At 70.4% G+C, this 22,868-nt stretch carries 18 protein-coding genes; 7 read left to right on the top strand and 11 right to left on the bottom strand.

Annotated features, from left to right (window positions below):
- Positions 1 to 241 precede the first annotated feature (241 nt).
- Entirely contained in the window at positions 242 to 1,189 is a 948-nt protein-coding gene (locus tag ACFW5B_RS28010; protein ID WP_386445252.1) for a LysR family transcriptional regulator, read from the bottom strand.
- Between the two features lie 71 nt (positions 1,190 to 1,260).
- On the opposite strand from ACFW5B_RS28010, the gene ACFW5B_RS28005 reads away from it, so the two are divergent.
- From ACFW5B_RS28005 to ACFW5B_RS27990, 4 genes are all read left to right on the top strand, one after another.
- Positions 1,261 to 1,995: a maleylpyruvate isomerase family mycothiol-dependent enzyme gene (locus tag ACFW5B_RS28005; protein WP_386445249.1), complete on the top strand. Its 735-nt coding sequence runs from the start codon at positions 1,261 to 1,263 to the stop codon at positions 1,993 to 1,995.
- Positions 1,996 to 2,000: 5 nt separating this feature from the next.
- On the top strand, positions 2,001 to 2,474 hold the full coding sequence (locus ACFW5B_RS28000) for a DUF1772 domain-containing protein (protein WP_386445246.1): 474 nt from the start codon (positions 2,001 to 2,003) through the stop codon (positions 2,472 to 2,474).
- Positions 2,475 to 2,649: 175 nt separating this feature from the next.
- A complete protein-coding gene (locus tag ACFW5B_RS27995) occupies positions 2,650 to 4,458 on the top strand; it encodes an HSP90 family protein (RefSeq protein WP_386445243.1) in 1,809 nt (602 codons plus the stop codon).
- Positions 4,455 to 7,451: a tetratricopeptide repeat protein gene (locus tag ACFW5B_RS27990; RefSeq protein ID WP_386445240.1), complete on the top strand. Its 2,997-nt coding sequence runs from the start codon at positions 4,455 to 4,457 to the stop codon at positions 7,449 to 7,451. The genes ACFW5B_RS27995 and ACFW5B_RS27990 overlap by 4 nt, the downstream gene beginning before the upstream one ends.
- Before the next feature lie 289 nt (positions 7,452 to 7,740).
- Here the strand turns inward: ACFW5B_RS27990 and ACFW5B_RS27985 are convergent, their stop codons facing one another.
- A complete protein-coding gene (locus ACFW5B_RS27985; protein WP_386445237.1) occupies positions 7,741 to 9,285 on the bottom strand; it encodes a helix-turn-helix domain-containing protein in 1,545 nt (514 codons plus the stop codon).
- A 742-nt stretch (positions 9,286 to 10,027) separates the two neighbouring features.
- Here ACFW5B_RS27985 and ACFW5B_RS27980 point away from each other — a divergent pair.
- Both ACFW5B_RS27980 and ACFW5B_RS27975 read left to right on the top strand, forming a co-directional pair.
- Positions 10,028 to 10,507: a tyrosinase cofactor gene (locus tag ACFW5B_RS27980; protein ID WP_386445234.1), complete on the top strand. Its 480-nt coding sequence runs from the start codon at positions 10,028 to 10,030 to the stop codon at positions 10,505 to 10,507.
- A 39-nt stretch (positions 10,508 to 10,546) separates the two neighbouring features.
- The gene (locus tag ACFW5B_RS27975) at positions 10,547 to 11,365 is read left to right on the top strand and encodes a tyrosinase family protein (RefSeq protein ID WP_386445231.1); all 819 of its coding nucleotides are present in this window, start codon (positions 10,547 to 10,549) and stop codon (positions 11,363 to 11,365) included.
- Positions 11,366 to 11,692: 327 nt separating this feature from the next.
- On the opposite strand, the gene ACFW5B_RS27970 is transcribed toward ACFW5B_RS27975, so the two are convergent.
- The 5 genes from ACFW5B_RS27970 to ACFW5B_RS27950 form a co-directional block, all read right to left on the bottom strand.
- Positions 11,693 to 12,346, bottom strand: a complete 654-nt coding sequence (locus ACFW5B_RS27970) for a response regulator (RefSeq protein WP_386445228.1) — start codon at positions 12,344 to 12,346, stop codon at positions 11,693 to 11,695.
- 100 nt (positions 12,347 to 12,446) lie between these two features.
- Complete coding sequence (locus ACFW5B_RS27965) at positions 12,447 to 14,183, bottom strand: sensor histidine kinase (RefSeq protein WP_386445266.1); 1,737 nt, start codon at positions 14,181 to 14,183, stop codon at positions 12,447 to 12,449.
- A 244-nt stretch (positions 14,184 to 14,427) separates the two neighbouring features.
- A complete protein-coding gene (locus ACFW5B_RS27960) occupies positions 14,428 to 14,985 on the bottom strand; it encodes a TetR/AcrR family transcriptional regulator (protein WP_386445263.1) in 558 nt (185 codons plus the stop codon).
- Positions 14,986 to 15,057: 72 nt separating this feature from the next.
- Complete coding sequence (locus tag ACFW5B_RS27955; RefSeq protein WP_386445225.1) at positions 15,058 to 16,455, bottom strand: amidase; 1,398 nt, start codon at positions 16,453 to 16,455, stop codon at positions 15,058 to 15,060.
- Positions 16,442 to 16,648, bottom strand: a complete 207-nt coding sequence (locus tag ACFW5B_RS27950; RefSeq protein WP_386445222.1) for a hypothetical protein — start codon at positions 16,646 to 16,648, stop codon at positions 16,442 to 16,444. Before ACFW5B_RS27950 ends, ACFW5B_RS27955 begins: the two co-directional genes overlap by 14 nt.
- Before the next feature lie 303 nt (positions 16,649 to 16,951).
- Here ACFW5B_RS27950 and ACFW5B_RS27945 point away from each other — a divergent pair, with 303 nt between their 5' ends.
- Positions 16,952 to 17,881, top strand: coding sequence for an MBL fold metallo-hydrolase (locus ACFW5B_RS27945; protein ID WP_386445219.1), 930 nt, complete (start codon positions 16,952 to 16,954; stop codon positions 17,879 to 17,881).
- Between the two features lie 361 nt (positions 17,882 to 18,242).
- Here ACFW5B_RS27945 and ACFW5B_RS27940 read toward each other — a convergent pair whose 3' ends face one another.
- The 4 genes from ACFW5B_RS27940 to ACFW5B_RS27925 all read right to left on the bottom strand — a co-directional run bounded on the left by ACFW5B_RS27940 (position 18,243) and on the right by ACFW5B_RS27925 (position 22,758).
- Positions 18,243 to 18,833 carry a hypothetical protein gene (locus tag ACFW5B_RS27940; RefSeq protein WP_386445216.1) on the bottom strand — a complete coding sequence of 197 codons (591 nt, stop codon included), beginning with the start codon at positions 18,831 to 18,833 and terminating at the stop codon, positions 18,243 to 18,245.
- Positions 18,834 to 19,088: 255 nt separating this feature from the next.
- On the bottom strand, positions 19,089 to 19,952 hold the full coding sequence (locus ACFW5B_RS27935; protein ID WP_386445214.1) for a DUF3159 domain-containing protein: 864 nt from the start codon (positions 19,950 to 19,952) through the stop codon (positions 19,089 to 19,091).
- 254 nt (positions 19,953 to 20,206) lie between these two features.
- Entirely contained in the window at positions 20,207 to 20,863 is a 657-nt protein-coding gene (locus tag ACFW5B_RS27930; protein WP_386445211.1) for a response regulator, read from the bottom strand.
- Positions 20,845 to 22,758 (bottom strand): sensor histidine kinase, encoded by a 1,914-nt coding sequence (locus tag ACFW5B_RS27925; protein ID WP_386445208.1) that lies wholly within the window; start codon positions 22,756 to 22,758, stop codon positions 20,845 to 20,847. Before ACFW5B_RS27925 ends, ACFW5B_RS27930 begins: the two co-directional genes overlap by 19 nt.
- Positions 22,759 to 22,868: the final 110 nt, after the last annotated feature.

The following is a 22,868-nucleotide window of genomic DNA, read 5'->3' as shown; positions in this document are numbered from 1 at the left end:
ACTCTGCGACTGGCTCGACGCCCAGGACCCCAAAGTCCTCACCGACCTCCGCCAACTCGGCGTCGGACAGAAATTCACCGGACGCAGCTGACGGCAGAAGACTGCCGTCCCGGTCCTGGCGGCGGCGTACGGGAGCGCCCGTTTTCAAGGCGGTGTCCGCCCCGTCCATGTGTCCGTGACCTGAACACGGCCACTGACGGAACGCCAGGGCGGCGTCCTCGGTTGAATGCTGTACCCCTGATCACAATCGAGAGCTCGACTGCCGGTTCACAGACGTCGTCAGCACCGCAGGCAGCGCCTCACGCAAGCCTTCCAGCAACACCCGGGCCGCCGGGCTCACCGGACCGGTGGAGCGCCAGGCGAGGGCGATGCGGGCGCGGATGCCGGGGCGGACGATGGTCAGGGTCCGTAGTGGTCCGTCGGTGTGCGAGCTGTCCTCGCCGGTCGGTAGTACCGCGATGCCCAGGCCCCGCGCGGCGAGCTGGGCGAGTACATGGGGCGCTGCGGCCTCGAAGGTGACGTGGGGCCGGAATCCGGCCTGTGCGCAGGCGCGTTCGAGAGCCGCGCGGACGCCGGTGCCCCGTGGCAGGCAGATCAGCGCACGGTCGCGCAGCTCGGCCAGCGGGACGCTCGTACGGTCGGCCGTGGCGAGGAGCGGGTCTCCGGGCGCGGCGACGGCGGCCAGCGGGGTGTCGATGACCGTCTGGAGGGACAGGCCGGGCGGGGGCACCTCGTCGGTCGGTCCGAGGAGGGCGATGTCGAGCTCACCGGCCAGGAGTGCGGCCTGCATGCGCTCCGAGCTGTCCTCGGTGAGTGCTATTTCCAGCGCTGGGTGGGCGTCGTGGAAGTCCGCGAGGAACGAGGCGATGTCGAATGCGCGGCCGGTGGCGCCGGAGACCAGCCCGAGCGAGACCCGGCCGCGCAGCAGGCCCGTGTACGCGTCGACCGTCTGCCGCACCGCGTCCGCGGCGGCGAGCGCAGCGCGCGCGTACGGCAGGACCGCCCGCCCCGCCTCGGTCAGCGTCACCGACCGGTGGGAGCGGTCGAGCAACGGCTGCCCCAACTCCTTTTCCAGCTGCCGGATCTGGGCGCTCAGGCCGGGCTGCGCCAGATGCAGGCGGGCGGCGGCGCGGGTGAAGCCGCCCTCTTCGACAACGGTGACGAAGTAGCGCAGCTGACGGAGTTCCATAAGCGTTGATGCTAGACGGCAGCAGATCTGTCTATTGGATATATGGGTCGGCCGGCAGCAGGCTTGATCACATGGACAGAGCGAAGGAACCGGCGAAGGAACCAACGAAGGAAGCAGCGAACGAGTCGGTAAAGGAAGCAGTGGAGGACCGTAGGGACGCGCGGTCCGGTGCCGCTGGGGACGTGACCGACGGCATCAGGGCCGGCATCGCGGCGGAGCGGCGGGAGTTGGCCGACCTCTTCGAGGGGCTGGGAGCCGATGAGTGGAACGCGCCGAGTCTGTGCGAAGGGTGGCGGGTCCGTGAGGTCGTCGCACATATGTCGATGGGCTTCCGGCTTTCCCTGCCCGCGACGCTGGGTGAACTGGTCAAGGCACGGGGGAACTTGCACCGCATGACCGGCCGCGTCGCCCGTAGGGACGCGGCCGCCCATTCCGTCAGTGAGCTCAGCTCCTTCCTGCGGGACAACGCGCACCATCCGTGGACACCGCCCGTCGGCGGGTTCCGGTCCGCCCTCGGGCACGACGTGGTGCACGGGCTGGATGTCACCGCCGCCCTCGGGCTCGACCGGCGCGTCCCCGAGGACCGGCTGCGCGTCCTGCTCGACGACATCAAGCCCCGTGGCCTGAAGTTCTTCGGCGTCGACCTGGCCGGAGTGCGGCTGTGCGCGGAGGACATGGACTGGTCGTACGGTTCCGGGACCCCCGTGTACGGCGCTGCCCAGGACCTCCTGCTGCTCGCTTTCGGCCGCAGGCTGCCGTACGGCCGGCTCCGCGGCGAAGCGAGCAGCCGCTTCACCGGTCGGTGACGGCCGTGCGCACCCGGCTCCTGCAGGCGCTCTCGCTGTTCTCCACGGGCCTGCTGGCAGGGGCCTTCGGCTACGGCGCCGGCAATCTCGTTCCGACGTTCCACGCCGTGCCGATCGCCATGAGACTCGACTTCCACGCCGCGCTGATGGAGATGAACGGCATCACCATGCAAGGCACGATGGCGGTCTCGGCCCTCAGCACCCTGGTGCTGGCCGCCTCGGCGCGTGGCCGTGCACGCGTCCTGGCCGGCGCGGCGGGACTCCTGACGGTCTCTTCCTTCCTGATCACGCGGTTCGGGAACGTCCCCATCAACGGCCGCATCAAGCAGTGGGCCGTCACCGCACCGCCGCCGGACCACGCGGAAGTCCTGTGGCGCTGGGAGTTGTTCAATGACGCCCGCACGGCGACCGCCGCGCTCGCCTTCGCGCTCCTCGTCTTCATCGCACTCTCCGGACAAACGCGGGCCGTAGCGGCGTGATACGGGAGGGACGGGCCACGCCCGGCCTTCCGACGCCGGGCGCCCGGCGGACCGCCCAAGGAAATCCATGGTCGCGTGTCAGTCGTGGCTCCTATGATGGCCAGCCCTGACCGCTGGTGGCCACGGCCGCTCGATCCGCGGCGTCGGACCGTTCAGTCCGTCGGCGCACCCATACATGACTGCTGATCACATACCGCACACCTTCCAGGTCGACCTGCGCGGCCTGGTGGATCTCCTCTCCCACCACCTGTACTCCAGCCCCAAGGTCTATCTGCGCGAACTGCTGCAGAACGCCGTGGACGCGCTCACCGCACGCCGTGCCGAGCAGCCCGACAGTCCCGCCCGGGTGCGTTTGCACGCGGACGGTGGTGAGCTGCGGGTGACGGACACCGGGATCGGTCTGACCGAGGCCGATGTACACAGCCTGCTGGCCACGATCGGCCGCAGTTCGAAGCGCGACGGCCTGGAGTCGGCCCGGGCCGACTTCCTCGGGCAGTTCGGGATCGGGCTGCTGGCGTGTTTCGTCGTTGCCGAGGAGATCCGCGTCGTCAGCCGCTCCGCGCGCGACGCCGCTGCCCCGCCCGTCGAGTGGACGGCCCGAGACGACGGCTCGTACACCGTGCGTACGCTGCCCGCGGACGCGCATCCCGAGCCCGGGACCACCGTGCATCTCACGGCCCGGCCCGGCGCCGCCGAATGGCTTGATGAAGGTCGAGTGCTTCGGCTGGCAAAGGACTTCGGCTCTCTGCTGCCCTATGACGTACGGGTCGGGGAGGAGCCGGTCACCGACCGTCCGGCCGTCTGGGAGCGCAGCCATCCGAGCCCCGCCGCGCGGCGCGTCGCGCTCGCCGGTCACTGCCGGCAGCTGTTCGGCTTCACCCCGCTCGACTCCATCGACCTCGATGTGCCGGTCGCCGGTGTACGCGGTGTCGCCTATGTCCTGCCCTCCGCTGTCAGCCCCGCCCAGCGGGCCGGGCACCGGGTTCACCTCAAGGGCATGCTGCTGACCGAACGGGCCGACGAGCTGCTGCCCGACTGGGCGTTCTTCGTCCGCTGTGTCATCGACACCGACAGCCTGCGCCCGACCGCCTCCCGCGAGAGCCTGTACGCCGACGAGACCCTGGCCGCGGTCCGGGAAGCCCTCGGCGCACGGATCAAGGAATGGTTCACCGGGCTCGCCGCCGGAGAGCCCGAGCGGCTCGCGCAGTTCCTGTCCGTACACCACCTGGGCGTGAAGTCGCTGGCCCGGCACGACCGGGACGTGCTGACCACCATGCTGCCGTGGCTGCCGTTCGAAACCACTGACGGACACCTGTCCTTGGAGGAGTTCGCCGGCCGGCACCCCGTCGTCCACTACACCCGGACCGTCGAGGAGTACCGGCAGGTCGCCGCGATCGCCGCGGCCCAGGGCATCGGCGTCGTCAACGGGGGCTACACCTACGCCGCCGAGCTGGTCGAACTGCTGCCGTCGGTACGGCCCGGCACCGAGGTCGCCGAGCTGGACGCCGACACCGTCACCGCTCACCTCGACCCGGTCGACCCCGCCGAGGAACTGGCGCTGACCGGCTTCCTCGCCGCCGCCCGCAGCAAGCTCGACCCGCTCGGCTGCGACGTGGTGCTGCGCACCTTCCACCCGGTGTCCGTACCCGCCCTCCACCTGGACGACCGCTCGGCGCGCCAGGAGCGGGCCCGCGCCGAGGAGGAGGCGCAGGCCGACGAGCTGTGGGCGGGCATCCTCGGCAGCCTGCGCGGCAGCGCGCCGCGCGCCCGGCTCGTCCTCAACCACCACAATCCGCTGGTCCGCAGGATCGCCCGGATCGACGACCGGGAACTCGCCGGGACCGCCGCCGAGGCGCTGTACGGCCAGGCCCTGCTGATGGCCCCGCGCACGCTGCGGCCGGCCGACTCGGCCCTGCTCAACCGTGCGTTCCTGGACCTGCTGCGCTGGGCCACGCACTCGGACGGCCGGGAGGAGAGCCGATGACCCACGACAACACCACTCCGCAGACCGTCGAGTCGATCCGCCGCGCCCTCTGGGAGAACGACTCCGAGCCCAAGGGGCCGGCCCGGAACGCCCGTGCCGAGGAGCTCGTCGCGCTCGCCGAGGCGACCGGCGACCAGCAGCTGCTGATCGCAGCGCTGCTGGATCTGATCAGCGCGTACCAGTTCAGCTGGGAGAGCGGCAAGACTCTGGTGCCGTTCTCGCGGCTGCTGCGCATGTGGGACGAGAACCCCGGGGATTTCGACCGTTCGGCCCTGCACCGGCTCCACTGGCGGTTCAAGTGGATCATTTACAGCCTCACCGGCAACCCCGACATCCCACTGGACGCCGTACGCCGCTGGATCCCGGAGATGGAGCGCCACTACCGCATCGCCGGATACTCCCTGCGGCCGGTCCGCGCGGCCGCGTTCTACGTCGCCCAGCACCTCGGGGACGACGCCCTGGGCGCCCGGCTGCTGTCGGAGTGGACCGCCGCCGACCGCGACGCGATGAGCGACTGCCTGGCCTGCGAACTCAACGAGCAGGGCGATTGGCACGCGGACCACGGCGACGACGAGCGGGCCATCGTCACCTGGGCGCCCGTACTGAACGGTGAGCAGACCTGCGCGGAGCAGCCGCACCTCATCCTCGCCCTGTCCCTGATGCCGCTGCTGCGCCTCGGGCGGCTCGATGAGGCCCGCCGCAACCATCTGCGGGGCTATCGCCTGGCCCGGGGCAACGGCAGCCTGATAGAGGCCATCGCCCGCCATATCGAGTTCTGTGCGCTGACCGGCAACGAGGCCCGTGGCCTGGAGATCCTCGCCGAGCACGCGGGGTATCTGGACAGCGGCGAGGAACCGCTCTCCCGGCTCCAGATACTGAGCGCTGCGGCCCTTCTGCTGCGCCGCCTGACGGAACTGGGCCATGCCGACCGGCCCGTGCCTCTGCCGGGCGACGCCGCGGTCACCACGGAGCAGCTCCTGACCCGTACCCGGGAAGCGGCCCTCGACCTGGCCCGCCGCTTCGACGAGCGCAACGGCACCGGCCGGGTCGGCACCTGGGTGGCCGCGCGGATGGCCGCCACACCGTTCACCGACCGGCTTCCCCTCGGGGTCCGCGCCACCCGGCTCGCCGCCGGGTCCCCCGGGCGTCCGCAGCCCGTGCCGAAGACCGCCCCCAAGACGGCGCCGGTCCCCGCTCCGGTGGCGGAGGACGGTTCCGAGGACCTCGCCGCGCTGGTGGCCGAGGCCCGGCGGCTCGCCCTGGCCCAGCACCCGGACGCCCGCGCCGCGTGGCGGACGGCCGCCGAAACCGCCGACCGGAGCGGCACCGAACTGGACGGGGCGGCCCGCGCCGAGGTGACCTATCACGCCGCCGTCGACGCGCTCGACGACCCGGACACCGCGATCGCACTGTTCCGCCGGGCCGCCGAGCAGTTCGAGGCGGCCGGCGACCCCGGTGAAGGCGCCTCCTGCCGGGCGCGCGCCGCCTACACCACCGCGGCCGCCGGCCATACGGAGGAAGGGCTCGCCGAACTCGACGCGTTGTGCGCTCAGTTGCGCACCCTGCACGCCGACGGCCGGGCCACCGCCCGGCAGCTGACCGGGGCACTCCTGGCTGCGGCCCGCGTCCGGATGGGCATCCTCCCGGCGGCGCCGGACCCCGAAGCTGCCGTGGAAGCGCTCACCGACGAGCTCCGGGCGCTGCTCGGGCTCGCCGAGGAGCACCACAGCGAGGACCGGCGGATGCTCGCCCGTACCGCCGACATCTCCTGCGCGCTGGGCGGGCTGCTCGCCGGGCGCGGAGATGCCCCGGAGGCCGCGGAGCTGTTCGCCCGAGCGGCAGAGCTGTACCACGAGGCCGCCGTCCCCTGGTTCGCCACGGAGGCCGAGGCCCGGCTCGCCGAACTCTCCCTCACGCTGGGCCGTCCGGACCGGGCCGCGACGGCCGCCCGCGCCGCCCTCGGCCACGGCGCCGAGCTGTTGGAACCGCTCGGCCGCGCCCACCTCCACCTCATGCTCGCGGAGGCGCTCGCCGCCACCGGCCAGGACGACAACGAGGTGACCGAGCACGCGCTGGAAGCCACCCACTGGGCCGACGAGGCGCCCGGCAGCGAAGGGCTCGGCGCCTGGGCACAGCTGGTCCTCGGCGGCGCGCTGCTCCGCCTCCGGCGCTTCGACGAGGCGGCCTCCGTACTGGAAAGCGCGCTGCCGGACCTCCAGGAGCACCACCACGAGCGCCAGGTCGTGCAGGCCCGCTGGTGGCTCGGGGAATGCCTGGAGTCGCTCGGCGACCACCGGCAGGCCGGCGAACACTTCCTGCTCGGGGCCGATACCGCCAAGGGCTGGGACGGCCAGCGCGACCACGCCATGCTCGCCCATCTCGCCGGCGACGCCCTCAACGGCGCCGGCCTCCACGAGCAGGCTGCCGCGGCCTACGCCCGTGCCGAGGAACTCTGGCGCACTCTCGGCCGGCCGGACCGCGCGGCACGCGCCATGCGTGCCCGCGCATGGATCACGCTGCGCACCGCCGGGAGCGGCCTGCCGGCCGCCCTCGACGTGATGGCCAACGCCGAGCGACTGCTCACCGCGGCCGTCGCCGACGCCGCGGACGACGACGGCCGGGACGCACTGCGTGCCGAACTCGCCGGCACCTACCGCCAGATCGCTGAACTCCTGGTTCGTGGCTGTGAGTTCGAACCCGACGACGCGGAAGACGACGGCACGGCACGGCGCACCTACGAGGACGCCCTCGGCTACGCGGAGAAGACGATCGCCGTCTTCACCTCACTGGGCGAGGCCGGCCGCCACGACCGCACCGCGGCCCAGTTGATGGCCGCCTGGCTGGAGGCCGACCTCGGCCGCAGCACCGCCGCCGAGACCCGCGCCCGCACCGTCCTGCACGACTACGGCGACGAGGCGCAGCCGGACGGCAACGACGACCTGACGGAGCGACGCCGTGCGGAGGCGCGGGCAGTGCTCGAGTACATCGCGTAGGCGGGAGCGCGGGGCGTGGCGCGTGGCCTGTTGCGGGGCACGCGTCACGCGTCCGGCGTCGCGCGGTTGCGGTTGCGGTTGCGGTTGCGGTTGCGGTCCAGAGTAATTCCACTGCGACGAAGACGCATTCCGAGCGGCGGGATGGGGACCAGCGGTGGAGCGACTTCCAACGCCACTGTGCGCAGGGGTGAGTTGCGCGCGCTGCGAGCGCGGATCTCCTCCGCGAGGGGGCCCGCCGTCGGAGGCCCCACCGCCCCCGGCCGGGGCGTCGCCCAGCGGCCGGACCGGGTCACGGAGAGCCCCAGCGCTTCTTGTCCCACTGGAAGAGGTAGCGCTTGCGCCCCTCGGTCGCGCTCGTACGGAACGGCTTTCCCCCGTCATCCACCCGGATCGTCCCCTGCCGGTCGCCGCTGCTCCAGCCCACTTCCAGGTACCAGCTGACGTCATGCCCCTCGGTGTGCACATCGAGGTTCAACACCTGCGGGTCCTTGGTGGAGACCTTGAAGGGGAAGTTCTTCGCGGGCACCTTGATGTCGCCGTCCTGTCCGGCGACGGGCTTCGCCACCGGCTGGGCGTCGTCGAGGTCGATGTTGAAGGTCTGCGGAGTGACACCGCCGCCGCAGCCGTCGCCCATCCCGTAAACGCGCCACGGCAGCGCGGCGTGCTTGGCCACCACCCGCGCATGCAGGGAGGTCAGCACGACGGAGGCCTCCGTGTCGCCCGTTGCGGTCAGCTGGAGCTGCATGTGTCCGCCGTCGACAGCGCCCAGGGCCCCCGCCCAGGGACGGGCGTCCTGCGGGGCGGGCGGCGGCGGGACACGGTCCGGGGTCCGTTGGAGCAGGTAGTTGACCGCACAGGGCGCATCCCAGTTGTACGAGCTGACGCCCACCTGCGGCGCCGTACCGCCCTTGCCGCCGTCGGGCGCCCGGCTTGTGCCGGAGCCGTCGGGCCGTACCGTGCTGGAGGGACTGTGCCGCTCCTTCCCGCCAGGAGTGGGCTTCGGGTCCGCGGTGGTGTGGCCCGGGGACGGGCTCTCCGTCAGCGGCGTGGGAGCGCTACTCGCGGCCGGCGGCCGTTCGGCGCCGTGCGCGCTTCTCCTCTGCGGATCGCCCAGAGTGGGGTCCTGGACCGCCCATGCCGCCAGTACGCCGAGCGACGCCACGGCGCCGGCCAGGAGAGCGACACGGAGGTAGCCGAGCCGAGCGAAGCCGCGACCGGATGACGCCACTACTGGCTCCGCGGGCGCTTCTGTCGGCTCGGCTGCGGTGAGAGCTTCGACGAGTGATTCGGGAGCGGGTGGGGCAGGTGGTGCGGGCGGTCTGTCCGTCGCGGCCCTTGCGTTTGTTGCAGCCGTTCCGCTCGTTGCGCTCGTTGTGGCCGTTGAGCCCGGCCGGTCGGGGGCGGCGGTGCCGTTCGGTGACGGCGAGGTGCTCAGCGGTTGTGCGGTGTCCAGCGGCTCGGGGGCGTTCGGGTGGTCCGGGTTCTGCCTCTCCCCCTTCTCCGATGACGGAGTGGCCGGCTCATCACTCGACGCGGCTGCGGGGGCGGCGGACGGGGTGGTGGTGACGGCAGAGGTCGCCCGGCTGCGCCTGCGCGCCTCGTCGGCGATGATCCACCGGCGGTGCAGTTCCACCAGCTCGTCCGGGGTCGCCCCGCACCGCCGGGCGAGACGGTCTGCGGGCGCGAAGTCCATCGGCACGGCATCGCCGTTGCAGTACCGGTGCAGCGTGGACACGCTCATGTGCACCTGCGCCGCGAGCGCACCGTAGCTACGCCCCGAACGCTCCTTCAGCCGGCGCAGCAGCCCCGCGAACTCCTCGGTTTCCGTCCCCACCCTGATCCTCTGTCTCGGTCCGCCGTTCCGGAACAGAACTCCAGGGAGTGGTCGTTTCCCCAGGTCATCACCTATCTCAGTGTTCCGGACCCCCTTATTGTCCCGGATCGGCCCACACGCGAGCGCTCGCCACGCACGCTGTGAGCAGCACCACTGAGCCGGGAGGCGAGGGGCGAACTCGTGCTCAGGACAGCGATGTTGACGACATTACCGGTCCGCAACGGGATCCCCGACTCGGTGCGGACCCGACGGCGGGGCTACGGGGCTACGGGCGGCGGGGCGGCCGGTCAGCGGGTACCGGCGAATACCCGAACGCTCAACCAGGACGGCTCAACACCCGTGTTCCACCGACCGGTTCGGACCCGCGCCGTAGCGTCGCCAACGTCTCAAACCCCCTCCTTCCCCAAGGCCCCTGCATTCGCGCCGAGTTCCGGCCGTGCGGAGACTCATGGTTTTGATCCCGCGGGTAAAAGATCTACGGCGAGGGGTGTCCGACATCGCGGAATATCCGGTTCCGCAGGAGGCTGACATCTGTCATGAACACGATCGCCGCCGTTGAAACCTGCATCTTCACCCAGGTGTTGGCTGGTTCCTTGCCTCCCCCACCGCAGCAACTTGCTGATCCGTTCGTCCCTGCCAGCATGTGGCGGCGCGGGCCGACCTCCGGCCCGACGGCTCGACGCCTCCAGCCCTCCGTGGGCCCGCCCCGGAGGAGTAGCCGAGACGAACTGAGGAGTGGAACATGTCGCGTCCGACCCGACGACAGGTGCTGTACGGCAGTGCCGCGGCCCTGACCGGAGCGGCGCTCGCCGCACCCGCCGCCTTCGCCTCCACCCATGCCGCCCGCCCCGCCGACGGCAACGGACACGCTGCCGGTCACGCACACACAGCCGGGCACGAGCACCCCGGCGGTCACCAGATGCCGGAGCCGTTCGACGAGGTCTACCAGGGCCGCCACATCGAGGGCTGGCCGGCGGACGACGACGGATCGCCGAGCGGAGGCCACAAAAGCCACCACACCGGCCGGGCAGCCGGACCCCACGAGGGGATGGGCTTCGTCGTCCGCATCGACAACGACGACCTCCATGTGATGCGGAATGCCGACGGCACCTGGATAAGCCTGGTGAACCACTACGAGACGTTCACCACGCCACGCGCCCTGGCGCGCGCCGCCGTTCGCGAACTCCAGGGCGCAGACCTGGTCCCCGTCGTCACCGACTGAGATCCGTCCCTGCCCGCCCCCCACCGAGGAGTCCTCGACATGGCAGTCCGGAAGAACCAGGCGGACCTCACCGCCACCGAAAAGCGGAACTTCGTCGATGCGGTGCTGGAGCTCAAGCGCAGCGGCCGCTACGACGAGTTCATCAGCACCCACAACGCCTTCATCATCGGTGACATGGACAACGGAGAACGGACCGGCCACCGGTCCCCGTCGTTCCTCCCCTGGCACCGCAGGTTCCTGCTGCAGTTCGAAGAGGCACTGCAGAGCGTCACGCCGTCGGTCACGCTCCCCTACTGGGACTGGACCGTCGATCGCTCCCCTGGCAGCTCCCTGTGGGCCGACGACTTCCTCGGCGGCGACGGGCGGAGCGGCGACGGCCGCGTGACCTCCGGGCCGTTCGCCTTCGGCAGCGGCAAGTGGCCGATGAACATCCGGGTGGACGGCCGGACGTTCCTGCGCCGCTCGCTCGCCACCGGGGTCCGCGAACTGCCCACCCGGGCCGAGGTCGACCGGGTGCTCGCCATGCCGGTCTACGACGCCGCCCCCTGGAACAGCACCTCCGACGGCTTCCGTAACAACATCGAGGGCTGGCGCGGCCCGAATCTGCACAACCGGGTGCACGTCTGGGTCGGCGGGCAGATGACCACCGGCGCCTCACCCAACGACCCGGTCTTCTGGCTGCACCACTGCTTCATCGACAAACTCTGGGCCGACTGGCAACGGATGCACCCCAAGTCGGGCTATCTGCCCACCGGCAACACACCCGACGTCATCGACCTCCACGACACCATGAAGCCCTGGAACGACATCACCCCGGCGGACCTGCTGGACCACACGAAGTTCTATACGTATGCGTGATGCATGGATGGCAGGTGCCTGACAGGTGCCTGAAAGATCCCTGCCAGGCCGCCTCCTGCGCTCCTGCCGAATGGGCGCGGCTCGGCCGACCCGGCGCAGCGATGCACCACCCGTTGCGGCAGGTCCCTGACGGCGCCACCGCCCGGGGCCGGGGACCGGTCGCCGCACTGACCGTCGCCCCGCCCCTGGGGCAGGCAGCGATATCCGGTTTCACGGCATGGCTGTACGTCTTCCACCACGGCCGATGCGCATGCTCCCGCTATCGGGGGCGTGCGCATCGGCCCTGCCGTCACCCGGACTCACCGCGCGGTACCAGGCACCGCCGGGTCAGGCCCCCAGGCCGGCGTCTCGGGCCAGGAGTGCGGCCTGTACCCGGTTTTCGCAGCCCAGCTTGGCCAGGATGCGGCTCACATACGTCTTGACCGTGGCCTCGCTCATGTGGAGCCGCTGACCGGCGTCCGCATTGGACAGGCCCTCGCCCAGCAGTGCCAGGACCTGCACCTCACGCTCCGACAAGCTCTCCAGCCGACGGCGGGCCTGCTCGGCGCGGCGCGCACTCTGGCCGGACGCCAGCGAGTCCACGACATGGCGGGTGGCGCCCGGTGACAGATATGCGTCTCCGGCCGCGGCGGCCCGTACCGCGCGCATGAGTTCCGCGGGTGCCGAGTCCTTGAGCAGAAAGCCCGCGCTGCCCTCCGCCAGGGCGCGCAGCACGTTCTGCTGCTCCCCGAAGGTGGTGAGGATCAGCACCCGCGCGTCAGGGGCGGCGCGGCGGAGTTCGGCCAGGGCCGTCAGACCGTCCATGACCGGCATCTGGATGTCGAGCAGTACGACGTCCACACGCTGGGCACGGGCCAGTTCGACCGCCTCACGGCCGTTCGCGGCCTCCGCCACGACTTCGATGTCGTCGGCCGAGGTGAGAATCATCCTGATGCCGGCCCGAATGAGCGGCTCGTCATCCGTGACGAGAACCTTGATCACGAGTCTCCTGCGCCCTCTTGAACGGTACTGCCTGCGGCCGTTCAACCATCATTCCCGGTGCTGCGCCGCCCGCCCGATCAGCATGGCGAGCGTCCCACCCTCAGCTCTTTATCTCGAAGGACTTCTTCTCGATCAGCTTCCCGTCCTTGAAGCAGAACCGGAATATGGGGTCCTTCTCCCAACTGCTGCCTATCGCGGAGGAATTCAGGCTGAGGCACTTCGCTCCCTGAGGAACGGGCGGTGCTCCCTTGTCCAGGCCTTTGAGGAAGATCGAGGAGTCGTCGGGCAGTTGCTTGCGCACCTCGGCCTCGGGCTGACCCACCTTCACCGCCTCGTACTGCTTCGGCTCGATCATGGCGTCGTCCATTTCGTTCACGAGAAAGATTCCACCGGCCACGACGGCGATCACCAGCAGCAGGGCGATCAGTGCCGCCACCCCGCAGCCGAGGGCGATACCGCTGCTTCTCTTCTGTGTGCTCATGGCCTTGGCCAGCTCCTTCGGCAAACCGTTCCCGTCGATGACCGGATCAGCTTCACCGAACGAACCCGCCTGAATCTGCCGTCGAAAGTCGTCTGTTGGATCAACGAACGTCGCCGTTTCGTCGCCGGGCGAGGGGCTGGCGGCACCGGCCTCCGGTGCGGTGTACGGCAGCACACCCGCCAGCCGGAAGCCACCGTCGGCCATCGGGCTCGCATGCACCATGCCGCCGACGAGCCGGGCCCGCTCCCCGAGCCCGGTCAGCCCCTGGCCGCCGCTCACCACGCTCCGGCTGCCGCCCGCGGTACCGGCCGCCGGACCGTTGGCGACCTCCACCACCAACGAGTCCGGTTCATAGCGCAGTTCGATGGTGATCGAGGCGCCCGGAGCGTGCTTATGAGCGTTGGTCAGGCCCTCCTGGGCTATTCGGTACGCCGCGTGATCGGCGATCGGGGCGAGCATGCGCGCCTCGCCCGAGCGCCGTAGCTCCACAGCGGTGCCCGCGCTCCTGGAGGCCTCTACCAAGCGTTCGATACCTGCCACCCCTCGCGACGGCGCTTTGGCGTCCTCCTCCCCCATGGCCTCGATGGCAGGGGTGGGGGCGCCCCCGACGGTGACGGAGGCGACCGGACCGTCCTCGGGGGCGTACGTGCCGTCCCGCAGCAGCCCCACCACCTCGCGCAGCTCCCGCATCGCGCCCACCGACGCCTCCCGCAGCACGCCCACGGCCTCCCGCTGGCGCCCGGTCAGTTCGCGGTCCACCTCCAGCGCACCGGTGTGCACCGAGATCAGCGCGAGCTGATGGCCGAGGCTGTCGTGCATGTCCTGGGCGATCCGCTGGCGCTCTCGCATCCGCGCCTGACCGGCGATCATCGCGCGCTCGCGCAGCAGTTGGGTGTTGTACTCCTGCAGGGTGTCCAGCAGCGTGCGGCGCTGCGACCAGTAGCGTCCGGCCAGGCCGGGCACGATGGTTGCGACCAGTGCCGACAGGGCGACTATGACCAGGGTCGCCGGGGACACGTAGGGCAGCTCCCGCGTCAGGTCCAGGCCGAGGCTGAGGACGTACGCGGCGGCAAAGGTGCCGGTCGCCCTGCCGACCCCCACGATCCGGCGCCCGGCCGACCAGCCGACGACGGGGATCAGCAGGGCGAGGCCCCCGAACGCCGCCGCTCCCGCGACCGTCGCCAGGAGCACGGTCCCGGGCAGCACCCGGCGCAGCTGCAACAGCACTCCGGCAGCCACAACTGCGGCGACGATCACTATCGTGCCACCGTCGCGCACGTACTCGATCACCGCCGCCAGCGCCGCCAGCACCACGCTCAGCAGCGATTCGCCCACGATGCGCCTGGAGGGCCACATCCCGGGCCCGAAGAGAGCCCTGCCCGGATCGGCCAGCCGCCGCAGCGCCGTGCGCATCCGCGCCACCGGCGTCTGACCTGCGCGCTCCGTACGCTCCATACCTTCCACACCTGTCACGCAGCTACGTTAAGCAACCGCCCCCACCGGCAACATCACCTTTCGTCGCGACGTGCAGCAACTAAAGTCCCCCGGCCCGGTGCCGGGGGTCGGCGATGGTGAGCTCTGTCAGCGGTGGTGAGTTCTGTCAGTCGGCCGAGGCGGGTGAGGCCAGGGCGGCTCGCACGAGGTCGTCCGCATACGCGACGGTGAGCCGGCCCGGCTGGAAGAGGATGCGGTACATCATCGGCGCCACGACGTGGTCCATGACCGCTTCGATATCGGGAACGGCCTCGCCGCGCCCCGTCGCGCGGGTGAGGATGACCTCGATCTGGTCGGCCGCGTATGCCGAACACCGCCCGGCGTTGGTGCCGTCGGGGTCGCCGAGGAGCGCGTCACGGATGTAGGCGCGCCCCGACGGAGAGGCCATCTCGTCGAGGAACTGCCGGGCCCACGTCTCCAGGTCCGTGGGGAGGCTCCCGTGGTCAGCGGGCGGCTCCTCCGGCCGCAGGCGTTCGACCGCCACGTCGGACAGCAGCTCGTGGAGGTCGCCCCAGCGACGGTAGATCGTCGACGGGGTGACGCCCGCGCGGGCCGCGACCGCCGGTACGGTCAGTGCCGCACGGCCCTGTTCGGCTTCGAGTTCCCGCACCGCGGCGTGCACCGCCTCCTGGACGCGGGCGCTGCGCCCTCCGGGGCGAGCCATCGGCTTGGGACTCATGACTCCCACCTTAAAGCAAAATCATTGCGTCTGGAGTGGGCCTCCCTCCCGCACCCTTCAGGCCGGCACCGGCGCCAGTTCACCGCGTCGCCCCTGGGCCCCCTCATAGGCATCACCGGCACGCAGCACAAGAGCCTCCCCCATGGGCGGCCCCATCAACTGCATGCCGATGGGCAGGCCCGCGTGATCGCACCCGACCGGCAGGGACAGCGCCGGTATCCCGGCAATGTTCGCGGGGGCGGACAGCCGGACATAGGCGTCGGAGACGCTCTCCGTCGTGCCGTCCGGCCACGCCACGGTGTCCTGGCCGGTCTCGACGGCCGTCATCGGCACCGAGGGTGCGGCGATCACATCGACCGTGCCGAACAGCCGCCCCCACGCCTCGCGCAGGAGCGTTCGCGCCCGCTGAGCCCTCAGGTAGTCACCGGCCGACATGAGCTCACCGGCTTCCAGCAGCACCCGGACGTCCGGCGCATACAGCTCGGGGACCGACCGCAGCGTACGTTCGTGGTAGGCGGTCGCCTCCGGGACCATCAGGCCCCACTGGATCGCCTGGATGTAGCGGGCCATCGGGATCTCGACCTTGACGAGTTCGGCGCCGAGGTCCGACATCTGGGCGATGGCGCGTCGTACGGCGGCCTCGACCGCGGGGCTGACCCGGTCGAAGTAGTAGTTGGCCGGGACTCCGATCCGCAGGCCCGTCAAGTCCCCTTCCCCGGGGAGGGGGGACCCGGGCTGCGCCACATCGAGACCGGCTGCCTCCCGGGAGTCCGGCCCCACCAGCGCGGAGAGCACCAGCGCCGCGTCCCGCACCGTCCGGGTGAGGGGTCCGACATGGTCCAGGGACCAGGACAGCGAGGTCACACCGCGCCGGGAAATCAGGTCGTAGGTCGGCTTCAGTCCGACGACGCCATTGAGCGCCGCAGGTACACGGATGGAGCCTCCGGTGTCCGTTCCCAGAGCGAAGGTGGCCGCTCCGGCAGCCACGGCGACCGCCGACCCACCGCTCGACCCGCCCGCCACACGGCCCTGGTCCCAGGCGTTGCGCGTCTGGGGCGTGGTCAGCCCGAAAGCGAATTCGTGCGTGTGCGTCTTGCCCAGGAGGACCGCGCCCGCGTCGGAGAGAAGCGTGGTCACCGCGCTGTCCACCTGCGCGATATGCCCCGCGCGCACCCGTGAACTGGCCGTGGTCGGCAGGCCGGCGACATCGATGAGGTCCTTCAGCCCGAACGGGATGCCGTGCAGCGGGCCGCGGTACCGGCCGGCCGCGATCTCCCGCTCCGCTGACACTGCGGACGTGCGCGCCGCGTCACTCGCCACGGCGACGTAGGCACCAAGCCGCCCTTCGACCGCGTCGATGCGTTCGAGCACGGAACCGGTCAACTCCACCGGGGAAAGCTCTCCTTTCGCCATGGCGTCGGCCGCCTCGGCGAGGGTCAGCTCAAAGGGATGCACCGGCGATCCCTCCTTCGACAGCGTGAGTGGCGGGCTGCGTCTCCCCGAAGTCCAACTCGCGCAGGGTGCGGACCACGGCGTGGATGTGGTTGGCGGTGGCGGCCACCTCGGCATGGCGCTCGCTCGCCAGCGGGAGCCCGGCGCGGAGCGCGCCTCGGGCGGCCTCCGCAGCGGTGAGTTCGACGATGCTCATGAATCCTCTTCGTGCGTGTGCAGGGTGTGTTGCGGAGCGGTGGTCAGCGACCGCCGCAGCAAAGGCAAAAAATTTGCCTTAGTCCACGGTAGGGGCTGGCGCCACCTAACGCAAATAGTTAGCGTTTACGGAAGAGGGTTCGCCACGGCCGCCGTCGGCTCGGCATCTCCGCGATCGCAGCAGCCCGCCGCCCGTCCTGCCCCCACACGCACAGCCGCCACCTGCCCCGACCGGACGCCGCCGAGACCGACCGCCTCGGCCTCGGCCATCTCAGACCTACGAGCGAAGGAACGGAAACAGCGAATGAGCTCTCACTCGACATCCTCATCCAGCAGCCAGGACCCGACCTGGGATCTGGGGGACCTCACCATCCACCGCATCGACGAGGTGGCCCTACCTCCGCAGACCGGCCCGTGGCTCCTGCCTGCGGCCACCCCTGACGTGGTGGCCCAAGCACCGTGGCTCCGGCCCGAGTTCGCCGACGACGCCGGAATCCTGCGGCTGAGCAGCCACAGCTTCGCCTTCACAGCCGACGGCCTGCGGGTCCTCGTCGACACCGGCATCGGCAATGGCAAAACACGCGCCAACCCCGCCTGGAGCAACCTCAACAGCGACTATCTCGCGCGCCTCGAAGCCGCCGGCTTCCCGCCCCACAGCATCGACCTCGTGATCCTCACCCACCTGCACACCGACCATGTCGGATGGAACACCTATGCAGACGGCGCCGCGTGGAAGCCCACCTTCCCCAACGCCCGTTACCTGACGGCCCGAACGGAGTGGAACTACTGGGCGACGGCAGACATGGACGAGTCCCGGCAGCAGATGTTCCGGGACTCCGTCCACCCCATCAGGGAAGCCGGCCTTCTCGACCTCGTCGAGATCCCGGCCGAGGGCACCGACATCGCGCCAGGCATCCGCCTGATCCCCACCCCCGGACACACCCCCGGACACCTCGCCGTCGAGGTGCGCGGCAGCACCGCCACCGCGCTGATCACCGGCGACTGCATCCACCACCCCGTCCAGCTGCTCCAGCCCGGCATCGGCAGCTGCGTGGACATCGACCCGCAGCAGTCAGCCGCCACCCGACGGCACCTGCTCGCCTCCCTGGCCGACACCGGCACCCTGCTTCTGGGCACCCATTTCCCCGCGCCCACCGGCGGCCTGGTGCAGTCGGACGGCGACTCCTACCGCCTCACCCCGTTGCTCGGCGCCCCGGAGCAACACCGTCCCTGACGCCGCACGGCCAAGGGGGTCTGCGAGCCGGTTTCGGCGTTCGGCCACAAGGTGGCGACCGCCCACCAGTGGCCGATCGACGACCTCGCGAGCATCGCCGGCGCTTGTCCCCCACGGCGAGGTGACCGTCGGCCGCCCGGTCCACTCGGCGACCTCCCGAATGCGGGGTGGGGCCATCGCCGCATTGTCGGTCAGCGACGTCTGCCGCAGTCCGGCCGCAGTGCCCCAACGCCTCACAGACCGCGCTCCGTTCCGCCCGCGCACTCCCCTTTCCTCGGTCGCGGAGGGCACGGCCCGTCCGCGACCGGGAACCAGATCTGCGTGGACGAGAGTCACACAGATCCATCGAGTCGAGAGGACGTCAGTCAAGGTCCTCCGAGTAGTCGGTCGTGAAGCAGCCGTCGATCGCGCCGTCGTCCGCCGACATGCCGTCTGGGGCCTCGAAGTTCGGGGTGCAGTTCAGGAACATCAGCCCGGAATCGAGGAGTTGGCGTCGCTGGTCATCGCTGCTCGGATCGACGACGAAGTCATCGCCGATCATGAGTTTGTCCTGCTGGTCCTCGTCGCCCCTGATGGCAGTCTGGAACGCCTCCATGTCCTCGACAGTGAGGAAGTCGACGTCACCGTCGCCGCCGGCCGGTTCATCACACTCGCCGCCGCCGTTGATGCCCGTCATCCCCATGGCTTCCACCCGCTGCGCCTCTTGGGGCGAGGCGATGTCGATGCTCTCGCAGCGGAGCGCCGACTTGAGGAAATCACCGGCTTCCTGCGGCGAACCCGCTGAGGGCAGGCCGCAAGCGGAGACCGACGCCAGGGCGGCAACAGTTCCGACGGTGGCAAGTATTCGATGGAAACGCATAACGGACGTCCCTTTGCAGATGTGGCTTTGAGCCGACGGCGCGCCGATCGGATACAACCGGCGACGCCCCGGCTGCGAGGTGAAGAAAGCCATCTGCCCTCTCCCCCGTTCCCCGCCGTGGTCAGTTGACCGGGACATGGTAATTGGATCACCAAGTCGGGGACGACCTACGAGGCCGAGCCCATAGGCGTCGTGCAGGGCAGCAACGTTCTGGAATGTTTGCTGCGGCTCGCGTTCCTGCAGGTGTCGCGGTGCTGGATCCCAGGCTTCTGCCTCGGACGGCCGGCACCGACCGGCTCGGGGAGTTCACGGTTCGACCTTCCCCCATCGTGCCGTCGGCGCCCGACATCACTGTTCTCCGCGACGTGCGGCGCTCTCGACATCCGCCGAGTCGCTCTCCCCGGACTCCGCCATCTGCTCGCTTGCCTCATAGCTCGGGTCGTGGAGTTTGCGTCGCCCATCCACCTTGCGGACCGCCCACATGCTGGTCAGGACCGCAAAGAAGGTCAGTGGCCACCCCATGACGAGCCGCGCGATTCCGAGCCAGGTGGTCTCGTCCATGTTGTAGAGCCACCGCTCCACCGCGAACCGGGAGAAGCTCAGCAACGACCAGAGCAAGGTGGCCACGTCGTAGCAGAACAACGACTTCCGGTCCGTGCGCCAGAACGTGCCCTGGAGATTGGCCGCCGCCCACACCTGGCCGATCAGGGGCCGGCGCACCAGGACGGACAGCAACAGGAGGCTGCCTATACCGACCGTGATCCAGTTGCCGAGCAGGTAGTAGCCCTTGGCCTCACCGACGAACACGGCGACGCCGCAGGTGATGAGCACCGTACCGAGGCCGAGGAATGCGGCGGCCGGCTTCTCCTTGCGCAGCAGTTGGAAGACGTACACCAGGACCGCGGTGCCGATCGAGGCCCAGATCGCCGGCCACATGCTGGTCAGCGCGTTGACCGCGATGTAGGTGATGACCGGCAGGATGGTCAGGATCGTGCCGTACACCCCGCCGATGTACTCCCAGGCATAGGCCAGCTGATCCTGAAAGTTCTCCGGTGCCTTCTTCGGCTCGCCCCGCTTCACATCGTCCTTCTTCGACTCGTCGCCTGTCGACTGCTCCGTCTTCGTCCCGTCCCCGTTCGTCCCGTCCCCCTTTGGCTCGCCGTTCGTCGGCTCCTCGTGCGTAGGCAGCCAGGTCACATCGGTCTCGTGCACAGTCCGGTCTCCCCCCGGTGTTCAACGCGTTCCATGTTCACCGGAGTTGAGCCGCGAGACATCCCAGCTAGCTCCCGAGAAGGGGTGGAGCTACCTCTACCCCTCTCGGCCTTCTTCGCGCCCGAGCCGTGGCCACCGTGGCCGGCACGGCCGACGCGGCCGACGCGGCCGACGATGAACCGGTGCGACCCGCGACACGGTGCGACGTGCTACGCGGTGCGGCCCACCCGCCGCCGCGCCTCACCGCCCACGCCCTAATCCAGCTTCGTGCTGCTCAGGTAGGCGAGGACCGCAAGTACCCGGCGATGGGTGTCATGGGAGACGGGCAGATTCAGCTTGGTGAAGACGCTTGCGATGTGCTTGCTCACCGAGCCGCCGCTGATGTGGAGGCGGTCCGAGACCGCCGCGTTGGAGCAGCCCTCGGCCATCAGCTCCAGGACTTCCCGCTCGCGGGCGGTCAGGGTGCCCAGCGGCTCCTGGTGTGCCTTGCTCTCCACCAGTTTGGAAATGACCTCCGGGTCCATCGCCGTGCCGCCCTCGGCGACCCGGCGCAGCGCGTCCACGAATTGCGCGGCGTTGAACACCCGGTCCTTCAGCAGATATCCGATGGCACCGGAACCGTCGGCCAGCAGCTCGCGCGCATAGAGCTGCTCGACATGCTGGGACAGCACCAGAACGGGCAGGCCGGGTATCCGCAGGCGGGCCTCGTGCGCCGCCTGCAGCCCCTCGTCGGTGAACGTGGGCGGCAGGCGGACATCCACGATCACGACATCGGGCCGGTGCTCCTGCACCGCTGCGAGCAGCTCCGGGCCCGTCTCGACTGCGGCGACCACCTCGAAGCCGTGCGCGGTGAGCAGATGGGTCAGACCTTCGCGCAGCAGGTAGAGGTCCTCTACGAGGACAACACGCACGGAATCTCCAGAGTGACTGTGGTGGGACCGCCCGATGGACTGTGCACGGCGAGACTTCCGCCGAAGGTGGCGAGCCGGCGCTGGACGCCGCGCAGCCCGCTCCCTTTCGCCGGATCGGCACCCCCGGGCCCGTTGTCGGTGACCGTGATCCGCAGCAGCCGCGCCGTGTGACGCACGGCGAGGCGAACCCGCGCCGCGTCGGCGTGCTTGGAAACATTGGTGAGCAGTTCGGTCACCGCGAAATAGGCGGCGGCTTCGACCGGCCGCTCCGGACGGCCGGGCAGGTCGATCCGCAGCGTGACCGGGAGCGGCGAATCCAGGGCCAGCCCGCGGATGGCGTCCGCCAGGCCACGTTCGGCGAGAACCGGAGGGTTGATCCCGCGGATCAGCCGGCGCAGTTCGATGAGTGCCTTCGCTGAAGCTTCCTTGGCGGTCCCGACCATCAACTTGGCGGAAGCCGGGTCCCGTTCGATGAGCGCCTCGATGGTGCCGAGTTTCATCCCCATGGCCACCCACTGCGCCTGTGCCCCGTCGTGCAGATCCCGTTCGATCCGGCGCAGCTCCGCGGACGGGATCTTCTCCGGGGTTTCCTCCGGGATTTCCGTACGGATCTCGATGAGCCGGCCCGCCCGGCGGCTAAGCAGCACCGACTTGGTCGGTCCGAGGAGGAGCCGACTCCACAGGCCGTGCAGCCGCAGCAGCGGGCCGGCCAGCAGACTCCCGGTCAGGGTGCCGATCACCCCTGTCAGCGGGGCGGCGACGAGCGGCTGATCGCCGAGCACCGGGATGCCATGGGCCAGCAGGGTCCGGCTGTCAAAGGTCTCGAAATCGACGAAGGGCTGCAGCAGCAACGCCCACGACCACGACCAGATCAGGCCGAAGAAGCAATATCCGGTGACCACAACGGGCACCGCGGCGAGCAGCACCCCGACCACAGGGTCGAGCAGGAGCCACAGCAGGTCCCGCCAGGTGGCCGGATCGCGACCGTGCTGCCGGTACCGCAGGGACCGCAACGCCGTCTCCGGGGTGCGGTACAGCGTGCGGCCGATCCGGTAGGTGCCGTCGGACCGCGGCGGCGGCAAGGCAGGGTCTGGCGGGTAGGGCCGGTCGATTCGGATGCCGGTCCACTCCTGGATCTGCTGCCTGCGCCAAGAGGTGAGCTGTCGGCCGGCGGCCACCACGGTCGGCCAGGCCCACAGCAGGATCGGCAGCATCGCCAGTACGTGCGTGAGTGCGGCGGCCAGTTCGGCGACCGCGAGTCCGGCGGTGAGGACCAGCCGCCAGGTGGCGAGCCCGCCGCGGCCCACCCTGATCAGTGCGCGGCGTATCCCGGAATCGGTGGCGGAGGCGAGCAGTCGGCTGGTCCAGCGTCCGTGCAGCTGGAGCAGAGCCGGCCCGAAGCCGAAGCCGGCCAGTGCCGTCGCCACGGCGAGGGGGACAGTGATCGCGGCATGGCCCGGCCAGAACCACAGGGGCGTGGCTCCCACCACGACCAGTGTGAGCGGCAGCAACGCGAGGGCGCTGCCCACCCAGGGGTTGATCAGCATCCACAGGATGTCCCGGGAGGTGGCCGGGTCCTTCACCAGCCAGTCCCAACCCCGTTCGCAGGACGGCTTCTTCGGCGTCGGATAGAGCCGGCGCTTGTGGCGGTACCAGCCGTCGGATTCGGGTGCGGGAGGCGGCGGCGGAGGTTGGTAAGGCACCGGGAGGTCCACCCCGCACCAGCGGCTCGTGAAGGCACGGTACGCATTGAGCGGAACGCGGTACCACTGGGCGAGCGCCAGGATGCCGAAGAGCGTGCCGAGGCCGACGGCCGCCAGCATCGGCCCGGCGGTGAGTCCCAGGCCGAACAGCGCAAGGCCGCGCAGGGGAGCCCATAACTGCCGTCCGAACATCGTTCTCCCCGTACTTCCGAGGCCCCCCGCGGGAGCATTCGCCACCCGTCACGATACCGACCGGAGGCGGGAGTTCTCAGTTATCCACAGGCCCATGGAACGAGCACCAA

This window comes from Streptomyces sp. NPDC058773 (assembly GCF_042746015.1).
GTDB lineage: Bacteria > Actinomycetota > Actinomycetes > Streptomycetales > Streptomycetaceae > Streptomyces.
This window is presented reverse-complemented; position numbering and strand designations above follow the sequence as displayed.